This is a genomic window from Embleya sp. NPDC056575 (genome assembly GCF_042793325.1).
Classification (GTDB): Bacteria; Actinomycetota; Actinomycetes; order Streptomycetales; family Streptomycetaceae; genus Embleya.
Map to the genome: position 1 here is coordinate 13,683 of NZ_JBHTVA010000085.1, position 21,577 is coordinate 35,259.

The 21,577-nt window shown below is 69.4% G+C and carries 25 protein-coding genes; all 25 read left to right on the forward strand.

Annotated elements, in window-relative coordinates; all coding sequences use genetic code 11:
• Nucleotides 1-106 precede the first annotated feature (106 nt).
• On the forward strand, nucleotides 107-424 hold the full coding sequence (locus ACFRCG_RS41775) for a hypothetical protein (protein WP_380041466.1): 318 nt from the start codon (nucleotides 107-109) through the stop codon (nucleotides 422-424).
• Nucleotides 421-630: a hypothetical protein gene (locus ACFRCG_RS41780; protein ID WP_380040766.1), complete on the forward strand. Its 210-nt coding sequence runs from the start codon at nucleotides 421-423 to the stop codon at nucleotides 628-630. The genes ACFRCG_RS41775 and ACFRCG_RS41780 overlap by 4 nt, the downstream gene beginning before the upstream one ends.
• 103 nt (nucleotides 631-733) lie before the next feature.
• Nucleotides 734-1,291, forward strand: a complete 558-nt coding sequence (locus ACFRCG_RS41785) for a hypothetical protein (protein ID WP_380041468.1) — start codon at nucleotides 734-736, stop codon at nucleotides 1,289-1,291.
• Nucleotides 1,292-1,378: 87 nt separating this feature from the next.
• Entirely contained in the window at nucleotides 1,379-1,741 is a 363-nt protein-coding gene (locus ACFRCG_RS41790; protein WP_380041470.1) for a hypothetical protein, read from the forward strand.
• Complete coding sequence (locus tag ACFRCG_RS41795; RefSeq protein WP_380041472.1) at nucleotides 1,738-2,751, forward strand: DUF4082 domain-containing protein; 1,014 nt, start codon at nucleotides 1,738-1,740, stop codon at nucleotides 2,749-2,751. The genes ACFRCG_RS41790 and ACFRCG_RS41795 overlap by 4 nt, the downstream gene beginning before the upstream one ends.
• Before the next feature lie 336 nt (nucleotides 2,752-3,087).
• Complete coding sequence (locus ACFRCG_RS41800; protein WP_380041474.1) at nucleotides 3,088-3,306, forward strand: hypothetical protein; 219 nt, start codon at nucleotides 3,088-3,090, stop codon at nucleotides 3,304-3,306.
• A gap of 390 nt (nucleotides 3,307-3,696) precedes the next feature.
• Nucleotides 3,697-4,308, forward strand: coding sequence for a DNA primase (locus tag ACFRCG_RS41805; protein WP_380041476.1), 612 nt, complete (start codon nucleotides 3,697-3,699; stop codon nucleotides 4,306-4,308).
• A 355-nt stretch (nucleotides 4,309-4,663) separates the two neighbouring features.
• On the forward strand, nucleotides 4,664-5,068 hold the full coding sequence (locus tag ACFRCG_RS41810; RefSeq protein WP_380041530.1) for an HNH endonuclease: 405 nt from the start codon (nucleotides 4,664-4,666) through the stop codon (nucleotides 5,066-5,068).
• Complete coding sequence (locus ACFRCG_RS41815; RefSeq protein WP_380041478.1) at nucleotides 4,986-5,417, forward strand: hypothetical protein; 432 nt, start codon at nucleotides 4,986-4,988, stop codon at nucleotides 5,415-5,417. The genes ACFRCG_RS41810 and ACFRCG_RS41815 overlap by 83 nt, the downstream gene beginning before the upstream one ends.
• A 79-nt stretch (nucleotides 5,418-5,496) precedes the next feature.
• Nucleotides 5,497-7,098, forward strand: a complete 1,602-nt coding sequence (locus ACFRCG_RS41820) for a terminase (RefSeq protein WP_380041480.1) — start codon at nucleotides 5,497-5,499, stop codon at nucleotides 7,096-7,098.
• A gap of 19 nt (nucleotides 7,099-7,117) precedes the next feature.
• The gene (locus ACFRCG_RS41825) at nucleotides 7,118-8,563 is read left to right on the forward strand and encodes a phage portal protein (protein ID WP_380041482.1); all 1,446 of its coding nucleotides are present in this window, start codon (nucleotides 7,118-7,120) and stop codon (nucleotides 8,561-8,563) included.
• A gap of 29 nt (nucleotides 8,564-8,592) precedes the next feature.
• Entirely contained in the window at nucleotides 8,593-9,396 is an 804-nt protein-coding gene (locus ACFRCG_RS41830; RefSeq protein ID WP_380041484.1) for a hypothetical protein, read from the forward strand.
• Between the two features lie 52 nt (nucleotides 9,397-9,448).
• Nucleotides 9,449-10,093 (forward strand): hypothetical protein, encoded by a 645-nt coding sequence (locus tag ACFRCG_RS41835; RefSeq protein WP_380041486.1) that lies wholly within the window; start codon nucleotides 9,449-9,451, stop codon nucleotides 10,091-10,093.
• Between the two features lie 15 nt (nucleotides 10,094-10,108).
• Entirely contained in the window at nucleotides 10,109-10,831 is a 723-nt protein-coding gene (locus ACFRCG_RS41840) for a hypothetical protein (RefSeq protein ID WP_380041488.1), read from the forward strand.
• A gap of 15 nt (nucleotides 10,832-10,846) precedes the next feature.
• The gene (locus tag ACFRCG_RS41845; protein WP_380041490.1) at nucleotides 10,847-11,863 is read left to right on the forward strand and encodes a major capsid protein; all 1,017 of its coding nucleotides are present in this window, start codon (nucleotides 10,847-10,849) and stop codon (nucleotides 11,861-11,863) included.
• An 11-nt stretch (nucleotides 11,864-11,874) separates the two neighbouring features.
• Nucleotides 11,875-12,183, forward strand: a complete 309-nt coding sequence (locus tag ACFRCG_RS41850; protein ID WP_380041492.1) for a hypothetical protein — start codon at nucleotides 11,875-11,877, stop codon at nucleotides 12,181-12,183.
• Nucleotides 12,184-12,185: 2 nt separating this feature from the next.
• Nucleotides 12,186-12,590, forward strand: coding sequence for a hypothetical protein (locus tag ACFRCG_RS41855; RefSeq protein ID WP_380041494.1), 405 nt, complete (start codon nucleotides 12,186-12,188; stop codon nucleotides 12,588-12,590).
• The gene (locus tag ACFRCG_RS41860) at nucleotides 12,587-12,943 is read left to right on the forward strand and encodes a hypothetical protein (RefSeq protein ID WP_380041496.1); all 357 of its coding nucleotides are present in this window, start codon (nucleotides 12,587-12,589) and stop codon (nucleotides 12,941-12,943) included. Before ACFRCG_RS41855 ends, ACFRCG_RS41860 begins: the two co-directional genes overlap by 4 nt.
• On the forward strand, nucleotides 12,943-13,305 hold the full coding sequence (locus tag ACFRCG_RS41865; RefSeq protein WP_380041498.1) for a hypothetical protein: 363 nt from the start codon (nucleotides 12,943-12,945) through the stop codon (nucleotides 13,303-13,305). Before ACFRCG_RS41860 ends, ACFRCG_RS41865 begins: the two co-directional genes overlap by 1 nt.
• A gap of 11 nt (nucleotides 13,306-13,316) precedes the next feature.
• Complete coding sequence (locus tag ACFRCG_RS41870; RefSeq protein ID WP_380041500.1) at nucleotides 13,317-13,700, forward strand: hypothetical protein; 384 nt, start codon at nucleotides 13,317-13,319, stop codon at nucleotides 13,698-13,700.
• A 64-nt stretch (nucleotides 13,701-13,764) separates the two neighbouring features.
• A complete protein-coding gene (locus ACFRCG_RS41875) occupies nucleotides 13,765-14,685 on the forward strand; it encodes a hypothetical protein (protein ID WP_380041502.1) in 921 nt (306 codons plus the stop codon).
• A gap of 86 nt (nucleotides 14,686-14,771) precedes the next feature.
• A complete protein-coding gene (locus ACFRCG_RS41880) occupies nucleotides 14,772-15,188 on the forward strand; it encodes a hypothetical protein (protein WP_380041504.1) in 417 nt (138 codons plus the stop codon).
• 104 nt (nucleotides 15,189-15,292) lie between these two features.
• On the forward strand, nucleotides 15,293-15,583 hold the full coding sequence (locus tag ACFRCG_RS41885; protein WP_380041506.1) for a hypothetical protein: 291 nt from the start codon (nucleotides 15,293-15,295) through the stop codon (nucleotides 15,581-15,583).
• A gap of 15 nt (nucleotides 15,584-15,598) precedes the next feature.
• Nucleotides 15,599-20,632: an NlpC/P60 family protein gene (locus ACFRCG_RS41890; RefSeq protein WP_380041508.1), complete on the forward strand. Its 5,034-nt coding sequence runs from the start codon at nucleotides 15,599-15,601 to the stop codon at nucleotides 20,630-20,632.
• A 3-nt stretch (nucleotides 20,633-20,635) separates the two neighbouring features.
• On the forward strand, nucleotides 20,636-21,565 hold the full coding sequence (locus ACFRCG_RS41895; RefSeq protein ID WP_380041510.1) for a phage distal tail protein: 930 nt from the start codon (nucleotides 20,636-20,638) through the stop codon (nucleotides 21,563-21,565).
• The last annotated feature ends 12 nt before the right edge of the window (nucleotides 21,566-21,577 follow it).

A 21,577-nucleotide genomic window follows, 5' to 3' on the forward strand; every position in this document is an offset into this window, starting at 1 on the left:
GCACGATGATCACGCAAGGGTGCAACATCGGTGCAGCACCACACGTGTGCCCACAGCCACCCGAAGCCCCCTCCCAGCGAGGGGGCTTTCGCGTTGGAGGTGACCCGTGCGCCGCGACATCGACCCCCACGACCTCCGCCCCGGCGACATCACCACCGGCGCAGCATTCGCCCGCCGCCACGGACGCCACCGCTCCGTCGTCAACCACTGGCGCAAGCACGGCTACATCAACGACCAGGGCGAGCGGGTCTACGTACAGCCCATCGCCGGAGCAGGCACCCGGCGGCCCATCTACCTCACCGCCGACCTGGAGGCCGCCGAACTCGCCACCCGGCTCCGGTCGGTCGAGAGCACCAACCCCGCCATCGCTGGCTGGCAGAGGCTCAAGCGGGCCGAACGGCAGCAACGGTCGGAGGCGGCATGAGCGACGACAGCATCGCCAACGTCCTGCCCGAAGGACACATCGCCCTCGGATACGCCGTCTCGATCAAAGCCCTGGACGAGCACGGCGACGTCTGCCTGATCAACTACCGCACCCACGACCTGAACGCCTGGGAGGCCCTGGGCATGCACACAAGCGCGGCCGACGACATCCGCCGGTGCATGCAGGAACGCGAAGGCGACGGATAACCAACGGACGGCGTGTCGAACACCCCGTCACGGATCTGTGAACTCAGCCACCCCGGGCGCCCCGCGGGCGTAGCGTCCCCCGCACTCGACCCGTGGGGGGACCATGAGACACCGCACCACCGCAGCCCTGGCCGTCGGCGCCGCGCTGCTCGCACTCGCCGGATGCTCCGACAGCAGCGGCGACAGCAAGCCGGCCATGCCCGGAGGCCAAGGCGTCGACGCCGTCAACCAGGACGTCAAAGCACCCGCGCCCGTCAAGATCGGCACACCCGTCAAGATCGTGCGCGGAGACTCGGCGATCGAGATGACCGCCGTCCAGGTCGTCGACCCCGCGACCACCACCTCGTTCAGCAAGGTCCTTGCCCCCACCGAGCGCCTGATCGCCGTCCAATGGCGCATCACCGCCCCGGGCCCCGGACCCGTCTCCGAGTACCCCGCCATGCAGTCCGGCGTCTACGACGACCAGGGCCAGCGCTACGGCGCCGACCCCGTCCGCAAGGTCGCCTCCGGCCCGGCGTTCCCCGACGGCACATCCATCCCCGCTGGCGACACCGCACTCGGGTACGTCGCCTACATCGTCCCCGCCACCGCCAAGATCACCAAGATCCAGTTCTCGCCCGGCATCAGCCTCCCGCAGAACGCTGGCACCTGGACCCTCTGACCCCGACGCTCGGGCGGCGTCGGGATGCAGGTGGGGCCGTCGAGCCACGCTCCGGCCCCACCAGCAACCCCACCGGAGGGAGGCGCCATGACCCTCACCTCCGGCAACGTCCCCCGCGTCGACCTCGCCTGCGCCCGCGGCGAAGCCATCACCCGCACCATCCGCATCCGCACCGACGGCACACCCCGCCCCCTCACCGGCGTCGACGTCCAGGTCGTCGTCGAGAGCCACGGCACCGACGCTGCACGGCTCGTCCGCGGCGGCACCAGCACCGGCGGCAGCATCAGCGTCGACGACGCCGCCGGGGCCGTCACCTTCACCGTCAACGCCACCGTCACCGACGCCCTCGACTACACCGCCACCTGGGCCCTGTGGCTCCAACTCGCCGACGCCACCGCGGCCGACGCCATCGTCCACGGCAGCATCCAGGTAGAGGACGTCCCGCGGTGACCGACACCGAGATCATCATCGAGACGCCCGTCACCCAGGTCACCGTCGAAGCCACCGGGCTGCCCGGCCCGGCCGGGCCGACCGGACCACAGGGTCCCGCCGGACCGACCGGTGCAACCGGAGCCACCGGGCCCGCAGGACCCCAAGGCCCCACCGGAGCCACCGGCGCACAGGGGCCCGCCGGAGCGGACGGAGCCACCGGCCCGGCAGGTGCGGCGGGAGCGACCGGAGCCCAGGGCCCAGCCGGCCCGGCGGGCGCTCAAGGGCCACCCGGAGCCGACGGCGCACAAGGCCCCTCCGGGCCAACGGGAGCCACCGGGGCGACCGGGCCGACGGGAGCAACCGGGCCCGCGGGCGCGTCCTTCGCAGCCGCCTGGCGCGGCGACTGGGACAACGGCACCACCTACACGGCCGGCGACCTCGTCCGGGTCCGCGACACCGGCGTCCTCGCCATCGCCCTCCGCGGCAACACCAACGTCGCGCCGCCCACCACCCTGGCCGCCGGCGAGCACGGCGTGTTCTACCCGACCACCCCGACGAGCCCCACCGAGTCCGACCCCGGCGACTACGAACTCGGCACCAGGTTCCGCATCCTGGTGGCCGCCACGATCACCGGCATCCGCTGGTACCGCGGCAGCCCGGCCAACACCGCAGACACCGTCCACCTCTGGCGGCAATCGGACGGCGCCCTCCTCGCCACCGCCGTCACAGCGGCGCCCGTCAACGGGTGGAACCTGGCCACGTTCACGACCCCGTTCACGCCCGTCGTCGGCGTCGACTACTGGGCTTCCTACGCCTGCCCCGCAGGCGCATACAGCGTGACCACCGGCGCCCTGGCCAGCCCGGTCGACAACGGCGTCGTGCGGGCCACGCTCGGCGGATTCAACGCCAGCCCGGGCGGCATGCCCGTCAGCACCGGAACCAACTGGTACGGCGTCGAACCCGTGGCCGCCGTCGAACCCGTTGGCCTGGACGACTGGGACATCCTGGTCAAGGGCAACCCGCTGTAACCCCCTTCATCCGGTAAAGGGGTTCGCATGGCATGGGCAGGCAGCACCAGGCGCGCACGCCTACCCCGCGGATGGACCAGCACCGTGGTACCCCGCATCACCACCAGAGACCGCGGCCTGTGCCAGTGGCCCACCGACCACGGCACCTGCGGCCAGGCCGGCACCGAGGTCGACCACCGCACACCAGGCGACGACCACAGCGACGCCAACCTGTGGCTGCTCTGCCACTGGCACCACGCCCGCAAGACAGCCCAGGAGGCTGCAGCTGCACGCGGACCAGGGGTCACCGAGCGCAGGCCCGCAGAGCGGCACCCAGGGCTGGCATGAGGAGGCGGCATGGACGCGGCACCAGGCGGAGGCGCCGAGCTGAAGGTGTACTGGACCAAGGGCAAGGGCGCGGCCAAGATCAAGTGGGGCACGCCAGGTGACTTCAACCGGTGCGTCAGGCATCTATCCAAGTACTTGGTTGACCCTCAGGGCTACTGCAACGTCCTCCATCGCCTCGCCCTGGGCGTCGCGCCGGGCCAGGAGGGCGGCGGCAGGCGCGGCAGGTAGGCCGGCCGAGCATCCAACCAGGGCGTGCGACGGGTCGACCAACCAACCCGGTCGGGCCGAGCCCAAGGGCACACCCAACCAGTACGACAGGCCAACCGTGTTGGCATATCCAACCGGTCGTTCACGCCAACAGAGGTGGCCTACCCAGGCGGCCACCTGGGGGGTGCCTCCCCGCCCCCCTGGACACGAGGACCGAAGGAATGCTGCGAGGCGCGGCGCCGGCAGGCCTGGGACTTCGGGTCCGAGACGGCATCTGGCCACCCGACTGCGGCGCGCACAGGCGCGGGTTGACCATCGCAGCACCCTCGACCGGCAGATCGGCGTACAGCGAATCGCATTCGAATGGCTGATGTAACGCCTTGACCTGGCATTCTTCGGTATAGTGGGGTTATGGCGGAGCGGCTGTGCGAGCGATGCGGCGGAATGCTGGCGAAGCACGCCAGAGTGGATGCGCGGTACTGCGGCGGTGCCTGCCGGGTGGCTGCCCTCCGAGCCCGCCGTGCCGCTGCGGCTCCTCGATCGACTGTTCCGCGTGAGCTGGCCGAGGCCCCGAGGTGGGTGCGCTACTCCGGCACGAAGGTTCCGCTCCGGTCGGACCGTCGGGGCGTTGCTTCCTCGACAAACCCGCGGACGTGGTCGACCTACGAGCAGGCCCGCACCTCGACCGAGGGCCGTGGCGCGGGCTTCGTCCTGAATGGGGACGGCATCGTATGCATCGATCTGGACCACTGCTTGACCGGCAACGTCCTGGCTCCTTGGGCTCAGCGGATCGTCGATCGCGCAGGCAGCACCTTCGTTGAGATCTCACCCTCCGGCGACGGCCTCCACATCTGGGGGCGCGCCCAACTGACTTCCGGCCGTGTGGTGAACACGGCGGACGGCGGCAAGGCCGAGGTCTACGGCAACGGCCGGTACATCACTGTCACACACCGGCGATTCGGCAACACGCCAGCGGTGCTTGGCGATCTGGCCGACGTCATTGGTGAGTTGATCAGCAGGTAGAGCCGTTTCGGCGGCCGACTCCCAAAGGGGGCGGCCGGTGGATCGACTGTGTTCAGGGTGCGGCTCTCCATTGCCGCCGATGAAATACCAGGGCAATCCACGCAAGTGGTGTAGCCAGGTGTGCAGGCAACGGTTCCTGCGTCATGGCACTGGCTTGGTCCAGGACAAGCGCTGTCGTCAGTGCGACTCGCTTTTTCGGCCTTTCCGCTCCGACCAGAGGTTCTGCTCTGGCAAGTGCTCGCAGGCATGCCGGCGAGCGCCACTGAAGGTCGTCGTGATTGCGCGGCGATGCGCTGGCTGCGGAGTTGAGTTTGTACCGAGTCCGAACAATGCCGCCAAGGCGATGTTCTGCTCGATGCGCTGCTGCCGGCCGTACTACAACCACATTCGACGGGCACGTGAGCGGGCCGCATTCGTCGAGGCGGTCGTGCCTTTGGTGGTGTTCGAGCGTGACGAATGGGCGTGCCACATATGCGGCGATCCGGTAGATCGGTTGCTGTCGTATCCGGACCCCAGGTGTGCCACGGTCGACCACGTGATCCCTCTATCCAAGGGCGGTCTGCATGCCTATGCGAACTGCCGTACCGCTCACATGTTGTGCAATTCGATTAAGCAGGCGCGCGTCAAATACCCGACACGGGTCGTAGGCGCCGTTCCCGACACGGGAGGTGGCCGACATGGCCGGATACGGACCGGCTCCGAAGGCGAAGTCGCATCGGGGCAAGGACAATCAGGGCCTGGAGCGCGTTCGGCTCACTGAGGACAACGAGGTCCGCGGCTTCGAGTTGCCGGACGACATCGAGTGGCATTCCCGCACGCTTGCGTGGTGGGAGACGTGGCGCCGGTCGCCGCAGGCACAGGTGATGACGGCCACCGACTGGGACTTCCTGCTGGACACGGCGCTGATGCACTCGGCGATGTGGACGAAGGAGCAATGGGCGCTGGCCGCCGAGGTGCGGCTGCGGGTCGCGAAGTTCGGCGCCACGCCGGAGGACCGGCTCAGGTTGCGGATCCAGGTGGATCTGCCGGAGGTCGGGACGCCGGAGGATGTGCCTGCGGGCACGGTGACGAGCATCAAGTCGCGGCGTTCGCGGCTGCTTTCGGACTGAGCCCGAGGTGCCGCGCACGTTGGTGCGTGCGCCCGCGCATGACCGGAAGCGGTCGCTTGGTTGGCTCGCCGTGGAGTGGATGGAGTACTTCACGCTGCACGGCCGTGGCGATGTCCGCGGGGAGCCGGTGGAGCACGGCGACGAGATGACATTGTTCGTCGTGGACTGCTACGCGGTCGGCGACTCCGCGCAGAACAACCACCTCCTTTACGACAGCGCGTTCTTCAGCCGGCCGAAGGGCTGCGACAAGTCGGGCCTGGGCGCGCGGTTCGCCTTGTTTGAGGCCCTGGGTCCATGCCGGTTCGCCGGGTGGGCCGAGGGCGGCGAGACGTACACCGACCCATGGGGGTTGGGGTTCGTCTACACCTACGAGCCGGGCGAGCCGATGGGCGCGCCGGTCACGGACCCGTACATCCGGATCATGGCCACCGAGGAGGGCCAGACCGGGAATGTCTACGACTCGATCCACTACAACCTGACGGATGGTCCATTGTCGGGTGTGCCGGGGCTGGATGTCGGGCTGACGCGGGTGATGCTGCCGTTCGGCGGCGAGATCACCCCGTCGACCGCGTCCTCGTCGTCGAAGGACGGCGGGTTGGAGACGTTCGTCTGCTTTGACGAGACGCACCTGTACACGACTCCCGAGCTGCACCGGATGTACGCGACGGTGAAGCGCAACAGCGTGAAGCGGAAGAAGACCGCGGGCACCTGGTATCTGGAGACGACGACGATGTTCGCGCCGGGCGAGGAATCCGTGGCGGAGTCGACGTATGGCGAGGCAGAGGCGATCCGCAAGGCCGGCGAGGCCGGGCGGCAGCGGCCGGTGCGGTTGCTGTACGACCACCGGTGGGGCGAGTGCAAGGACCTCGCGGACGAGCCCGCGCTGCGGGCCGCGTTGGTGGAGGCGTTCGGGGACGCGATCGTTTGGCAGGACCTGGACTCGCTGGTTGCGACGTTCATGGACGTCCGCAACTCGGTCGAGGACAGCCGCCGCTTCTTCCTCAACGCGCGCACGGCGGCGGGCAATGCGTGGATCACGCCGGCCGCGTGGGCGGCGTGCGAGGACGCGGGCAAGGCCCTGCGGCCCGGTGAGCGGGTGACGCTCGGCTTCGACGGGTCGATCAACGAGGACTCCACCGCCCTGGTGGCATGCCGGCTGTCCGACGGCCACTTGGTGCTGCTGGGCTGCTGGGAGAAGCCGGACGGCCCGGACGGTGCTCATTGGCGGGTGCCGAGTCCGGCGGTGGACGCCGCGGTGGCGAAGGCGTTCAAGGACTACGACGTGGTCGGCTTCTATGCGGACCCGGCGTTGTGGCAGGACTACGTGGACGCGTGGACTGCGGAGTTCGGCGAACGGCTCCAAGTGGCGGCGACTCAGCGGCATCCGGTCGAGTGGTGGACGAATCGGCCGACGGCGATGGTGGCGGCTCTGGAGCGGTTCGAGACCGCCGTCAAGACCGAGGCGCTGACGCACGACGGCGGGGCGACGTTGACGTCGCATGTGCTGCACGCTCGCCGTCAGGTGTCGCGGGCGGGTGTGCAGATCCGCAAGGAAACGAAGGACTCGCCGCTGAAGATCGACGCTGCGATGGCGGCGACGCTGGCCTACGAGTGCCGTTCGGACGCGGTCGCGAAGGGCTTGTTGGCGGCGCCGGAGGAAATGCTCGGCTGGACTTTCTGATCGGTGAGGGGGTGGCGTTGTGGCGCTGGAACCCGAACCGGGCTCGCCCGACTGGTGGTTGCTTCGGTTGAGCCGCAAGCTGTGGGCTCGGAGGCGTGTGCTCGATGAGTACTGGGACTGGTACACGGGTAACCATCCGCTTCCGAACGGTCCTGCCAAAGCGGCCCAGGCGTACAAGGACTTCCAGCGGAATTCGCGAACGAACTTCCTCGGCATGGTCGTTGACGCGAGCGTGTTTCGCCTGTTGGCGATCGGGGTCACCGACGCGGACGGGAAGCCGGACGAGGCTGCATGGCGCTGGTGGCAGGCGAACAAGCTCGACTCGAAGCAGAAGCAACTCTTCCGCACGGCGCTAGCGCAGAGCATCGCCTACATGCAGGTCGGTGAGCATCCGACCATCCCCAAGCAGCCCCTGGTGACGGTGGAGCATCCCCGGGACTGCATCACCGAGTCGGATCCGGCGACGGGCCGTGTGCTGGCCGGCCTGAAGGTTTGGTACGACGACGTCCAGGGTGAGGCGTGCGCCTTGGTGTCGCTGGACGACGGGCGCATGGACTACCGGCGCGAACAGGCCGGGCGCCGGTTCTCGATCTCCGCGAAGACGTGGGAGTCGGGCATCTGGACGAAGCACGACTACGGGCGGCCGGCGATCGTCCCGTTCGAGTGCCGGCCGGAGCTGGGCGAAGATCCCCAGCCCGAGTTCTGGGCAGGGCTCCCCGCGCAGAACCGGATCAACCTGGGTGTCCTGAACCGGATGACGGCGGCCAGGTACAGCGCGTTCCGTCAGCGGTACGTGACCGGGCACAAGTTCGCCACACGGACGATCATGGTCCCGGATACGGATCCCGAGACGGGCCTGCCGATCATGCGGGCGAAGAAGATCCCGGACGGCGAACCGTTCGTGCCGGACCCGGCCTCGACCTGGGCGAGTGAAGGGGAGAACACCCGCTTCGGGGAGTTCTCGCAGACCGACCTGCAGGGCTACCTCAGCAGCCACGACGTGGACATCCGCGACCTGCTGGTGCAGACGAACACCCCGACGTACTCGGTCGTGAATGAGCTGGTGAACATCGCGACGGAGACGATCGTCGCGTTGGACGGCCAGCACCTGGCCAAGGTGGCCGAGCACCAGACGCATTTCGGCGAGCAGCTCGAGGAAGTCCTCGGCCTGTGCGCGGTGGTGGCGGGCGAGAAGCGGGACTTCACCTCCCACGAGATCCGGTGGAAGGATCCGCGGTCGCTGAATCCTGCGGTCTTGGCGGACATGGGGACGAAGTTGTCGGCGATCGGCTACCCGCTGGGCATCCTCGCCGAGAACATGGGCGAGTCTCCTCAGCGGATCAAGCGCATCGAGGCCGGCGCCGCTGGCGAGACGATGCTGCGAGCCGGCGCCGAGCAGGCCGCCCGACAACCCGCACCGCCGCAGCAGTTGCAGCTGCCTGACTTCAGCCTGGACGGGGCGTGACGACGCCGGCTCCGCCGCGGACCGTCACGGTGACCGCCGCGGCCGCGTACATCGCCGCTTCGGCGAACCTGCGGGCCGGCCTGCTGGGCTACATCGGGCGGGCGTTCATGCTGCGAGCGGCGTGGAACCGGCCGGACGCCGCGTGGTTCGCAACGACGGTCGCGCCGACGGTGATCGGTTCGCAGCGGTACATGGCCACGTTGACGGATCGGTACATCGCAGCGTCGCTGGCAGAGCAGACCGGCGCGGCGGTGGATCCGGTCGGTGTCGAGTTGCCGGAGGATCTGCGGGGCGTGCCGACACGGGACGTCTACGAGCGGCCCTACGTGCAACTGTGGACGGACCTGAAGCACGGCAAGCCATTTGACCAGGCCCTTGATGAGGCCACGCGCCGGGCAACGGTGCTCGCCGACACGGACCTGCAGATGGCCCGGACGCACGCGTCCCGCGCGGCAATGCAGGGGCAGCCCGGCGCGGCCGGGTGGAAGCGGGTGCCGACGGGGCCTCGCAACTGCCTACTGTGCCTAGTGGCCAGCACGCAGCGCTACAGGCGCCAGGATCTGGCGGCGATCCACCCGCAATGTCACTGCATTGTGGAGCCGATCCCCGGCACGCGTGACCCGGGCCAGATCATCGACCCGGAGTTGCTGGCCAGGGTCCACCAGGCGGTCGAGGACGCCGGATTGAAAGCGGACCGCGGCGGGCGGAACCCGGACTACCGGCAGTTGATCGTCACGAACACTCACGGCGAGCTGGGCCCGGTGTTGTCGCGGCGCGACCAGCAGTTCACCGGCCCCGATGACCTCAACGGCGGCGGCTCCGCCACCTCCTGAGACTTCCGCGACCCGACACGGGCGCGGCACACCCGACACGGGAGATACACGCATGCAGCGCATCACGCGGCTGACGCACGCCCCGGGCACGTTGCTCGGCTACGTCAACGGCCGGCCGATCTACCCGATCGCGGGCGGCTCGGGCGAGGGCGAGGAACAGGGCGGCACCGGCGAACAGAACGACACCGGCGGGGCGGCCGACACGGACGCCGACGCCGACAAGGACTGGAAGGCCGAGGCTCAAAAGTGGCAGGCGCTCTCAAAGAAGCACGAAGCGCGGTCGAAGGAGAACGCCGACGCGGCCCGTGAGCGTGACGAGTTGCGCAAGCAGTCACTCAGCGACACCGAGCGCGCAGTCGAGGAAGCGAAGGCGGCGGGGCGCTCCGAGGCCACCACGACTTTCCGGTCCAAAATCGGCCGCCACGCGATCGCAGCGGCGGCGGCCGAAGCGCGTGTGGTGGTGCCGGCTGCGGCCCTGGACCTGATGGACCTGTCGTCGCTGACGGACGACCAAGGCGAGGTGGACGCCGACAAGGTGGCCGCGCTCGTCACGGGCTTCGCGCCGGCGACCCAGCAGCAGGACGAGCGCAGGCATGTCACGGCGGGCCAGGGCCCGCGCAGCAGCAGCAGGGACCGATCCACGGGGTCGGTCGCCGCCGGGCGGGACCTGTACGCCGAGCGGCACAACAAGACCTAAGACATAGGAGAGGGCATGGACCTCAGCCTGAGGACCGAGACCTGGGGGCAGGACGATCAGTCCTGGCTGGGGTCCCAGCACGGCACGGAAGCGGCGCGGAGCATCACGCTCGACGTCAGCAAGTTCACCGCGAACACGCACTACCCGAACGGGTACTTCCTGAGCGGGATCCCGCTCGGCAAGGTCACGGCGACGGGCCTGTACGGGCCGTATGCGCCGAAGACGTCCGAGGTGCAGACGGTGTCCATCACCGGCGGCCCGACCGGCGGCACGTTCACGCTGACGTACAGCGGCCAGACGACGGCGGCCATCGCCTACAACGCGTCCGCGGCCGTGGTCCAGGCGGCCCTGGAAGCGTTGAGCAACATCGGCGTGGGGGACGTCGTCTGCACGGGTGGCGCGCTCCCGGGCACTGCGGTGACGGTGACGTTCGGCGGGACGCTGGCGTACACGGACGTGGCCGCGATGACCGCGAACAGCGGCAGCCTGACCGGCGGCACGTCGCCCACCGTGGTGATCGCCACGCCCACCGCGGGCGGCGCGGAACCGTCGCTCGGCGGCCTGGAGACGCTGGTCGGGTTCCTGTTCTGCGCGGTCGCCGCACCGTCGGTGTACAGCACGAACACGAAGATCCCGGCGGCGCTGCTCGACCACGGCAAGGTCGTGGCGGCCAAGTTGCCCGTCCCCGTCGACTCCGCTGGCATGACCGATGTCGCCGGCCGTATCCAGTTCCTCTGAGAGGGGTGATCGACCATGTACCTGAACACCGAATACATCACCCCGACCGAGCTCACCGGGTATGCCCGGGAGGCGCTGCGTGATCTGGAGATCAACAGGCTGACGCTGTCGCAGTACCTGCCGTCGGTGCAGGTCGACGACCTGATCTACCGGTTCAACCGGGGCGGCGGGTCGCTGCTGGAGGCGGCTCCGTACCGGAGCTACGACACCGAGGCGTCCATTTCCGGGCGTGAGGGCATCACCCGGGTGACCGGTGAACTCCCGCCGATCAGCCGCAAGATGCGGCTCGGCGAGTACGACCGCCTGCGGCTGCGGCACGCGGCCAACGACGAGATCACCAACGGACTGCTGACCGACGCGGAAAAGATCACCCGCGAGATCGCGACCCGCGTCGAGAAGGCGCGTGCGGACGCGCTGGTGACCGGCCAGGTCGTGATCAACGAGAACGGTGTGCAGGCGACGGTTGACTTCGGCCGGAGCCCGGCGCACTCCGTCTCGGCGGCGATCCCGTGGTCGTCGGTGGCGTCGGCGACGCCGGTCACGGACATGCTGTCCTGGCGTGACACATACGTGGACACCAACGGTGAGGAGCCGGGTGTTCTGCTGACCAGCCGCCGCGTGCTGGCGTACCTGCTGCGGAACGCGGAGATCCGGGCGCTCGTCGCCACGGTGAACGGGGCGCCCGACATCGTCAGCGAGGCGAACCTGCACGCGACTCTCGCGGTGTACGGGTTGCCGGAGATCCGCACCTACGACGCGAAGTACAAGTCGAACGGTGTGGCGACGCGATTCATCGCGGACGATCTGGTCCTGATGCTGCCGTCGGATTCGTCCGAGCTCGGTGGGACGTTCTGGGGCACCACGGTCGAGGCGCTCGACGGGGGCTACAGCCTGGGTGCGGGCGAGGAGGCCGGGATCGTGTCCGGTGTCTACCGCGTGGAGGAGTCCCCGGCGCTGTGGACCAAGGCCGCGGCGATCGTGCTGCCGGTACTCGCGAACCCGGACTTGACGTTCGTTGCCGACGTGGCCTGAGGAGGCTGATCATGGGCAAGAAGTTCACCGCGTTCGTGCACGTCGACAACGGTGCGGGCCGGTCCGGGGTGTTCAGCCCTGGTGACCCGATGCCGGAGTGGGCCGAGGCGCACGTCGCCAACCCCAAGGTGTGGGCCTACGACAACGCGTCGGTCTCGGAGACCCCGCAGGGCGAGGGCCCGGACGAACCTCCGCGGTCCGGCCCGGGGTCCGGCAAGTCGGCCTGGGCCGAGTACGCGCTCAGTCGCGGCCTCGAGGTGACGGACGACATGTCCCGCGAGGACATCATCGCCGCCGTCGACGCGGCCCGGGAGGAGTGACCGTGGCCGCGTTCGCGACCGTCGAGCAGTACGGGGCGCGGTCGGGCGGCACTCCGACGGGTGCGGACGCGGTCAGGGTGCAGGCGATGCTGGACGACGCGACCGCGCTGATCCGGTCACGACTCCCGCGGGGGTTCGCGCCGGATCCGGCGGTTGCCCTGGCGCTGACCGTGGTCGTCGCACGACGGGCGATCACGAACCCCGGCGGCTATCGACAGAGGACGATCGGCCAGTACTCGGAGACGATGGGCGAGGCCGGTGGTTTGTACGTGACGGACGGGGAGATCGAGTCCCTGCTCGGTGACGCGATGGGCGACGGCGACGCCGCCTATTCGGTGATCTGTGCGGACGAGGGCCCGATCTGGTCCCGGCCGCCGCACCATCACCACGGTCGGGGGCACTGGTGATCGGCCCGGACCTGCTGCCGCACACCGTGCTGTGGCAGACGCCGACGATGACCCGCGATCCGCTGGGCAACGACGTGCGGACCTGGTCGACCGGGATCTCGATTCCTGCGTGGGTGCAGCAGTTCAGCACCGCCGAGGACGGCTCGGGGTCGAGCGGTCAGCTGTCGGGGATCGGGTCGAACCAGATGGTCACGTGGACCTGGCTGATGATCTGCAACACGGACGGCATCGGGGCAGGCGACCGTATTACCTGGCGGAGCACAGTGTTCGAGGTCGACGGCCTCCCCGCTCCCGTGTTCACACCGGCCGGGTTCCACCACTGCGAGGCCAAGCTGAAGGCGGTGACCGGCTGATGGCGCATCGCTCAACCTTCAGGATGTACCCGACCGGCATCTCCGCGCTGTTGGCGTCACCGCAGATGATCGCCGGGATCCGGCTCATCACCGAGACGCACCTCAAGCCGACCGCCGAGTCGATCGCTCCGATCGGCACGCCGCCGGACGACCCGCATCCGACCTTGTATCAGAGGTCGTTCCGGGTTGTGGACAGGTCCCATTGGGTTACCCGGACCCGGTACTACGGGTCCCAGCCTCGCGCCCAGATCTCCTTGATCAACACGGCGCCGCACGCGCTCGGGATCGAGTTCGGGAACCGGAACATCACGGCCCGGCACACGATCCAGCGGGCGTGTGCGCTTGCGGCGGTGACGCCGTGAGGACGCGGCCGATGGTGGACGTGGAGCTGCTGCTTACCGGCTGGCTCGGCACGCAGCTCGATCCGATCCGTGTGCTCACGAACACGCCGGCGGACCTGGAGCGGATCCTGCCGGTGGTGCAGGTTCAGCGGATCGGCGGCCCGACGCTCCGGTTTCGGGACGGGCCGCTGGTGGACGTGTACACCTACGCGGCCGACCGCGTCTCGTCGCAGGCGCTGGCGATCCGCGTGCAGGACCTGATGCTGCATTACCTGCCGGGCGTGACCGCCTCGGGTGGTCGTGTGCAGCGGGTGGAGTGCACGGTCGGCCCGCAGTGGCTGCCGTATGACGACCCTGCCGTGAGCAGGACCCAGGCCACGTATGCGCCGGCCGTATGGCCGGTCGCTACCGGCTGACTGACCCCCTTCTTCCGCTTGGCCTCCCGCGTGGGGGCTCAGTCACCCATGGAGTGAGTGACGCATGACCGATACCCGAAACGCGGATCTTTCCTACGGCGCCGATGACTTCTTGGTCTTCGTCGCGCCGCTCGGGACTCCGAAGCCGACCGACTTCACCGCGCTCACCTCGCCCTGGGTCAACCTGGGCTGGATGGCGAAGAGCGGCGGAGAGTGGACGCCGAACGAGGAGCGCAAGGAATTGGAGGCGGCCGGCTCGCTCGGCCCGATCGCCACCAAGATCACCAAGGCTGACAGGACCATGAAGTTCGTTGCCGAGGAGGCGATGAACCCGCTGGTCCGGGCGCTCTACGACAACGTGTCACTGACCACCCTGGCGCCGGGCACGGGCGGGTTCATCGCCTATGACCTGCCCGACCGGCCGTCGCGTCACCGCTACGCGTTCCTGTTCTGCTCCGAGGAATCCGGCGGCAAGCGCATCTGGCGGTACATGTCGAGTGGTGAGGTCACCGGCCGCGGTTCCGACAACAACCCGACGGACGACTACACCACGATCGAGCTGACGATCACCGGTTACCCGGGCGCGGGCGGTGTCCCGGCGGTGTCGACGCTGATCGACCTGGCGGGTGCCGACATCGGGCCCTTCTTCACCAGCGAGGTGCAGACGGTCACGATCACGGGCAGCCCCACGGGCGGCACGTTCACGCTGACCTATGACTCGCAGACCACCGGGGCGATTGCGTACAACGCGACCTCGACGGTCCTGAAAGCGGCCCTGGAGGCGTTGTCGAACATCGACGTCGGGGACGTGACCTGCGCGGGCGGTCCTCTGCCTGGCACGGCGATCACCGTGACGTTCGGCGGTGGACTGTCGGGTACGAACGTCGTGCAGATGACGGCGTCCGGCGTGGGGCTCACGGGTGGTACGACCCCGGCGGTGACTGTGACGACCACGACCGGCGGCGGTACGCCGGGCCTGGTCTGATCCCTACGACTGGTGGGCGGGTCGCTTCTGCGCGGACCCGGCCCGCCCACCTACTCCAGGTCCGCGCAGAAGAAAGAGGTCCGCGCATGGACGCGATCGAAGGCAAGGTCGTCAACAGGGGCGACGAGGACGACGGGGTGTTCGACCTCGACGTCTGGCTGCGCGAAGCGGCCGAGGATGCCGAGGATTCGGCGTACTCGTTCTCGCTCGGGGGGCGGATCTACACGCTGCTGTCGCCGGACGATTTCGATTGGCAACAGCAGTCGAGGGGTGCCGCCGACCCGAACAAGGGTGACCTGCGGCCGTTCGTGCAGATGCTCCTGGGTGAGGAGCAGTACGAGGAGTTCTGCACGAACAGCGTGCCGGCCCGGGGTATCGAGAAGATCGTCTCCGACTGGCAGGATCACCACGGCATCACAGCCCCGGAATCCAGGGCCTCGCGGCGCGCCTCCGAGCGCACCACAAAGAAGCCGAGGCCGACCTCCAGGAAGCGTTCCAGGTAGACATCCGGGACCTGTACCGGCCGGGCCAGCGGCTGACGTGGCGCCGACTGCGGGACCTGCTGGATCAGTTGCCGATGGAGTCGCGGTGGCAGACCGCGCTCCGGGTGAGCATCCCCGATGCAGTCCTCGCCGAGATGGTCAGCGATGCCCGCCCTGAGGACGCGCGTTGGTCGCAGGTCGAAATGCTGTTGTCAGCGGTCGCTGATCTCCAGCAGCAGATCCTGCACGTGCTGATCGCAGCGAATGGCGGGACGCCGCCCGAGTTCAGGCCCATCCGCCGCCCCGGGCATGTCCCGTCCGAGGGGCGCCGGCAGCCCGAGACGCCCGACGAGAAGGCCGAGCGGCGGGCAGCGATGCGGGCCCGGATCGACGGGACTGGCTCCGCACCGACATAGCCGATGGGGGTGACCATGCCCTCGATCATCCCCATCGGTTCGGTGGGTGTCGATGTTGTCCCGAACGCTAAGGACATTTACAACCGGCTCGCCGCGCAGATCCTCCCGGACGCGGACCGGGTGGGCACCGACGCCGGGAAGCTGATCGGCCAGCGAATCCGTGAGGGCATCCGCGGCTCGCTCACGGACCCGATCCGCATCGAAGGCAAGCTCGCGACGGTGCAGGCCGGCCGGGCGGGCGGCGACGCGGGCGGCGCGTTCGGCCGGCAGATGCGGACCCGCCTGGAGGCGGCTCTGCGGGCCCTGCCGGACATCAAGGTCGGCGCGAACACATCCGAGGCCGACAGCGATTTGCAGGCGCTTCGCGTCCGCCTCGAATCCCTGCGCAACAAGCGCATCGGCATCGATATCGACACCGAGGCCGCTCGCGCCGAGGCCGAGGACATCGAGCAGCAGCTCCGCCGGATCGGCGCGATCAGCCCGAACGTGCAGGTGCGGGTGGACACGGCGGCGGCGATCGCCGAGCTGGAGCGGATGCGCGAACAGATCCGACAGGCAACGCTGCGGCCGTGGGAGGTCAAGCTCGAAGTCGATGGCTCCTTCGGCGCCCGGCTGCGGGCTGCGGTCCAGGCGGCCCAGGAGTCGCTGCCGAACATCAACATCGACTCGAACACGGACCCCGCGCGCGCCCGCATCCAGGGGCTTCGCGCAGAGCTGGATGCGCTGCGCGACGTGCGCATCGGCATCGACATGGACGCAGGCACGGCCCAAGCGAAGATCGACTTCATTCGCGCGGAGCTGGCCAAGCTTGCCCGAGACACGAACATCGACATCGACATCCGCGTGGATGCGAGGCGAGCGCGGACCGAGCTGCGGGCGGTTCAGGTCCAGGCCGACATCCTCGACCGCAAGCGGATCAACATCGAGGTCAGCACCGGCTCAGCGATGTCCAACATCCTGGGCTTGGTCGCGATCCTCGGAACGCTGATCGTGCCACCGGCGATCGGGGTGACAGCGGCCGCGTTGGGCGCGTTGACCGCCGCCACGGTGACGGCCGCCGTCGGGTTCGGCGCCCTGGCGCTGGTCGCCGTCCCGTCGATCATCAAGATCACCAGCGCGTTGCAGGCACAGAAGGCCGCCACCGACGCCGCCTCGACCGCGACCGAGAAGGCCGGCCGGTCCGGTGCGCAGGAGGCAGTCCAGGAGGCACAGCGGGCCCTGCAGATGGAGGGCGCCCAGCAGTCCCTGACGCAGGCGTATCGGCAGGCCGCGACCCAGCGCACGCAGGCACTGCGCGCGGTGGCCGACGCCCAGCAGGGGCTCGCCGATGCCCAAGCTCAGGCGGCGGACCGGCAGCAGCAGGCCATCGCCCGCGTGAGCGAGGCCGAGCGCAAGGCCGCGAGCGCCGACGAGGACGCGCGCATCGCCCAACTCGACCTGACGAAGGCCCGCAAGGACGCCGCGGATCAGCTCCAGGACCTGAACGACCAGCTTGCCGGGTCGGAGATCTCCCAGCGGCGGGCGGTGCTGCGACTCCAGGATGCGAAGGCGGCGCTCGACAAGGTCCTGGCGCCAGGATCGAAGGCGTCGCAGCGCGACCGTGACGAGGCCCAGCTCGACTACGACGAGGCGGTACAGCGCCTCAAGGAGCAGGCCAAGGACACCGAGCGCCTGAAGGCGCAGACCACCGAGGCGAACCGGGTCGGGGTCGACGGCTCGGACCTGGTGACCGAGGCCCAGAAGCGGCTGGCTGCGGCTCAGCTCGGTGTGGTCGACGCGAGCCGGGACGTCAAGGCGGCTCAGGTCGACGCGGCCAAGGCTCAGGCCGAGGGCGCCAGGTCGATCGCGAAGGCCCAGCGGCAGGTCGCCGACGCACAGCAGCATGTCGCGGACGTCGCGGTGCAGTCGGCCGATCAGATCGCCTCGGCTCAGCGGGGCATCCAGTCGGCCCAGCTCTCTGCGGCGGCTGCGGCGGAGTCGGCGACGGGCGGAACGAATGCGGCGGCCACGGCTGCCGCGAAGTATCAGCGCGCTCTGGCGGACATGAACCCGGCGACGCGCGCAACGTTCGACGCGGTTCTGAGGTTGAAGGACGCGTTCAAGCAGTGGTCGGACTCCTTGAGTCCGACCGTGATGCCGCTGTTCACGCGTTTCATCGAGGGCCTGATCAGGTCTCTCCCGGCATTGACGCCGATCGTGCAGGCCGCGGCCGGTGCGGTGGGCGAGTTGATGGATCGGGCATCGCGCTCGTTCCAGTCGCCCTGGTGGGTGCAGTTCAAGTCCGACTTCGTCGACGCGATGCCGGCGGCGATCGTCGGCATGGGCGTCAGCTTCGGCAACCTGTTCCGGGGTATCGCCGGGATCATCGGCGCCTTCCTGCCGCACATGGATTCGATCTCCGAGCGCATGCAGCGGATTACGGGGAGGTTCGCGAACTGGGGCGCGAACCTGAAGGGCTCGCCTGCGTTCGAGCAGTTCTTGGACGATGCGGCGAAGAGCGCGCCACAACTGGGCGAGGCGTTCAGCTCGATCGCCCACGCGTTCGCGGACATCTCGCACGCCCTGGCGCCGTTCCGCGGGCCGCTGCTGACCGTACTCACCGTCTTTGCCGACACGATCAGTTGGATCGCTCGCGAGGCGCCCGCCCTGGTGCAGGGGCTGTTCCTGGCGGCGATCGCGTTCCGTGCGGTCAGCATCTCGATCGCGGCGATCAACGCAGCATCCCTGGCCAACCCGTTCGTGCTGCTCGCGGCGGCGATCATCGCTGCGATCGCCCTGGTCGTCATCTACTGGGACGAGATCGAGGCCGGGCTGAAGTGGGTCTGGGAGAAGGCGATTCGACCCGTCTTCGACGCCGTGGCCGCCGGGGCAATGTGGCTGTGGCGCAACGGGATCGAGCCCGCGTTCGAGGGGATCTCGACGGCCGCGCGCCTCCTCGCGGCGATCGTGCTGACGGTCCTGATCACGCCGCTGCTGCTGGCGTGGATGGCGCTGTCTGCGGCGGCGACGTGGCTGTGGCGCGAGGCGATCGGTCCCGCGTTCTCCGGGATCGGCGCGGCCGCGATGTGGCTGTGGGACAACGCCCTGGGGCCGGTGGTCGGCTGGATCGCTGACGGGTTCGGCTGGCTGGGTGATCGGGCCGAGTCGCTGTATCGCGATTGGATCGAGCCCCAGTTCCGGGCGATCGGTGCGGTGATTCGCTGGGTCTACGACTGGATGATCCAGCCGGCGGTTGACCTGGCCACGGACGCCTTCCGGGGCCTCGCGTCGTGGGCGACATGGCTGCACGACAAGATGATCAAGCCGATCTTCGACAAGATCGGCAGCGCGGTTGGGTCCGTTTTGGACGGGATCGTATCTGCGTTCGATTCCACGAAGTCGGCCGTGGAGAAGACCTGGGGCGGCGTAAAGGAGATCGCTGCGGCGCCCATCCGCTGGGTGATCGACACCGTCTACACGAACGGGATCAAGAAGGTCTGGGACAAGGTCGCGGACGTCGTGTCGCTGCCGCATCTACCCGAGGTGACCGCTGGGTTCGCGTCAGGTGGCATCATGCCCGGTTACACCCCGGGCCGCGACAACCAGCTCATCGCGGTCGGCGGCGGCGAGGCCATCCTCCGCCCGGAGCTGACCCGGGCACTGGGCGCCGACTGGGTCCACGGCGGCAACGCGGCGGCCCGCTCCGGCGGCGTCGCGGGCGCGCAGCAGTGGCTGACCGGCATGCAGTTCGGCGGGGCGTTCTCCTGGGGCGGCATCGTCGACTCAATCAAGTCGGGGATCAGCTCCATCCCCTCGCCGGGCGATGTGGTCAAGGGTCTCGGCGAGCTGGTGCGCGGCGGTTTGGCCGCCGCCGCCGAGCTGGGGTTCAAGCCCATCAAGGCGTTGATCGACCGAATCCCCGGAGACGGCAATTGGTCGAAGCTCGCGCGCGAGGTGCCGACCCGGGGCATCGACTCGCTGATCGACAAGCTCCGGGGTGACGACCTGCAGTACCACACGTCGATTCTCTCCGGGTTCGGCGGCGTCATGGGCGGCATCCCCGGCCCAGTCCTGGACTACGCGCGGCGGTTCGAGGGGACGCCGTACCTCTGGGGCGGCACGACTCCGAGTGGGTTCGACTGCAGCGGCCTGACGCAGTACGCGTACACGCGCGCCGGGCACTACCCGCTCGGGCGCACAACCTACGACCAGGTCAAGCAGGGCCGGTCGATCGGCATGTCCGATGCTCGCCCGGGTGACTTGGTCTTCGAGCACTTCGGCGGGGCTTCGCCGTCGCACGTCGGTTTCTTCCTCCGGCCCGGCTGGATCTATGACGCGCCGAAACCGGGCGATGTCGTGGGTCCGTCGCCGATGGCCAACGTGGTCGATGTCCGCCGGTACCTCTCGCCCGAGTTGCTGGGCGGGCAGGTCACCGGGGCGGGCGTGCTGCGGTGGGCGCCGGTCGTGCAGCAGGCGCTGGCGATGGTCGGGCAGCCGGCCGGGCTGCTCGCCAGCACGCTGCGGCGGATGAACATGGAGTCCGGAGGCGATCCGAACGCCGTCAACCGATCGGATGCCAACTGGCTGAGGGGCACGCCGAGCGTCGGCCTGATGCAGGTCATCGGCCCCACGTACCGCCAGTACGCGGGCCCGTTCCGGGACACGCCGCCGCAGTTGTACGGGGTGAGCACGGCGCCGCTCGCGAACGTGTACGCGAGCATGCGCTACGCGCTCGGCCAGTACGGCTCGCTGTCGCGGGCCTACGACCGGGAGGGCGGGTACGCGCTCGGCGGCATCGTGCCGCGCCTGTACGACCAGGGCGGCCCGCTGCCTCCGGGGGTGACGCTCGCCTACAACGGCACCGGGCGGCAGGAGCAGGTGTACACGGCTCAGGTCAATCGGGCGCTCCTCACGCTGGCCAACCGCGGGGCGAACGCCGCCGCGGCTCCGGCCGGTTCGGCGTCCGGCGGTCCGGCGCTGAACATCGAGAACTGGCACGCGGCGTCCGCCGAGGATCCCCGCCGGACGGCCGAGGAACTGCGGGCGCTGGCGCGGGTGCGGGGGAGGTGACGGGTGGCCGGTGAGCTGATCGTGACCGACGACCAGGTGCAGTACGGGTCGCTGCTGCTGGGCGGCGGCAGCCCGTATGTGATCACCGCCGACGGGATCGAGGGCTGGGAGGACATGCCGGGCCTGGACTCGACGGACCAGGCCCGGCCGTCGCAGGACGGCCTGTGGCCCGGGGCGCGGTACCTCGGCGCCCGGATGGTGACGATCCCGGTCAGCATCTATCCCGACTGGGACGCCGGCCGCCGCACCGGCCTGGCGTTGTTGCGCGAGTTGCAGCGGCAGATCCGGCCGCACGCGGACGAGCAGCCGCTGGTGATCCGCATCGGCGGCGAGTCCCTGATGTGCTGGGCGCGCATCAACACGAGGGTCACCGAGCGGCTGTCGACGACGTGGATGGCGGCGGGCGAGCTGGACCTGACGTTGCAGTGGGTAGCAACGGACCCGCTCAGGTACTCGATCGTCGAGTCCGTCGCCTCGACTCCTCTGCCGCAGCGATCGCAGGGTCTGCTGTGGACGGCGGTGTCGGGCACGGACCGCCTGGACTGGGTGACTGCGGGCAGCGTCTCGGTCCTGGACTGGGGCACCGAGGGCACGCCGGGCGGGCTGGTGGTGGTCAATGACGGCACGGAGGACACCCGGCCGCGGTTCACGATCACCGGCCCGGTGACGACGCCGGCCGTGATTCGCACGGACACCGGCGACCGCCTGGAGTACGACATCGCCCTGGCTGCGGGTGACACGCTGACGATCGACACCCGTTGCGGCAGCGTGTTGTTGAACGGCACGGCCAGCCGAGACCATCTGGCGACCGGACGCAGCGTGCTCCTGGAGGAGTTCGTGTGCCCACCGGGCAGCACGGCCCTCGCATTCGGCGCCCTCGACGGCGCATCCCCCGCGACCATGACCGCCGTGTGGCGGTCCGCCTATCTGTAGAGGAGGCCACTG

Coding starts and splice junctions, on each gene's coding strand:
- ACFRCG_RS41800 (WP_380041474.1), top strand. CDS start 3,088: ATGGACGCGGCACCAGGCGGAGGCGCCGAGCTGAAGGTGTACTGGACC.
- ACFRCG_RS41780 (WP_380040766.1), top strand. CDS start 421: ATGAGCGACGACAGCATCGCCAACGTCCTGCCCGAAGGACACATCGCC.
- ACFRCG_RS41890 (WP_380041508.1), top strand. CDS start 15,599: ATGCCCTCGATCATCCCCATCGGTTCGGTGGGTGTCGATGTTGTCCCG.
- ACFRCG_RS41790 (WP_380041470.1), top strand. CDS start 1,379: ATGACCCTCACCTCCGGCAACGTCCCCCGCGTCGACCTCGCCTGCGCC.
- ACFRCG_RS41805 (WP_380041476.1), top strand. CDS start 3,697: ATGGCGGAGCGGCTGTGCGAGCGATGCGGCGGAATGCTGGCGAAGCAC.
- ACFRCG_RS41785 (WP_380041468.1), top strand. CDS start 734: ATGAGACACCGCACCACCGCAGCCCTGGCCGTCGGCGCCGCGCTGCTC.
- ACFRCG_RS41875 (WP_380041502.1), top strand. CDS start 13,765: ATGACCGATACCCGAAACGCGGATCTTTCCTACGGCGCCGATGACTTC.
- ACFRCG_RS41820 (WP_380041480.1), top strand. CDS start 5,497: ATGGAGTACTTCACGCTGCACGGCCGTGGCGATGTCCGCGGGGAGCCG.
- ACFRCG_RS41850 (WP_380041492.1), top strand. CDS start 11,875: ATGGGCAAGAAGTTCACCGCGTTCGTGCACGTCGACAACGGTGCGGGC.
- ACFRCG_RS41840 (WP_380041488.1), top strand. CDS start 10,109: ATGGACCTCAGCCTGAGGACCGAGACCTGGGGGCAGGACGATCAGTCC.
- ACFRCG_RS41845 (WP_380041490.1), top strand. CDS start 10,847: ATGTACCTGAACACCGAATACATCACCCCGACCGAGCTCACCGGGTAT.
- ACFRCG_RS41870 (WP_380041500.1), top strand. CDS start 13,317: ATGGTGGACGTGGAGCTGCTGCTTACCGGCTGGCTCGGCACGCAGCTC.
- ACFRCG_RS41880 (WP_380041504.1), top strand. CDS start 14,772: ATGGACGCGATCGAAGGCAAGGTCGTCAACAGGGGCGACGAGGACGAC.
- ACFRCG_RS41810 (WP_380041530.1), top strand. CDS start 4,664: ATGCGCTGCTGCCGGCCGTACTACAACCACATTCGACGGGCACGTGAG.
- ACFRCG_RS41865 (WP_380041498.1), top strand. CDS start 12,943: ATGGCGCATCGCTCAACCTTCAGGATGTACCCGACCGGCATCTCCGCG.
- ACFRCG_RS41835 (WP_380041486.1), top strand. CDS start 9,449: ATGCAGCGCATCACGCGGCTGACGCACGCCCCGGGCACGTTGCTCGGC.
- ACFRCG_RS41815 (WP_380041478.1), top strand. CDS start 4,986: ATGGCCGGATACGGACCGGCTCCGAAGGCGAAGTCGCATCGGGGCAAG.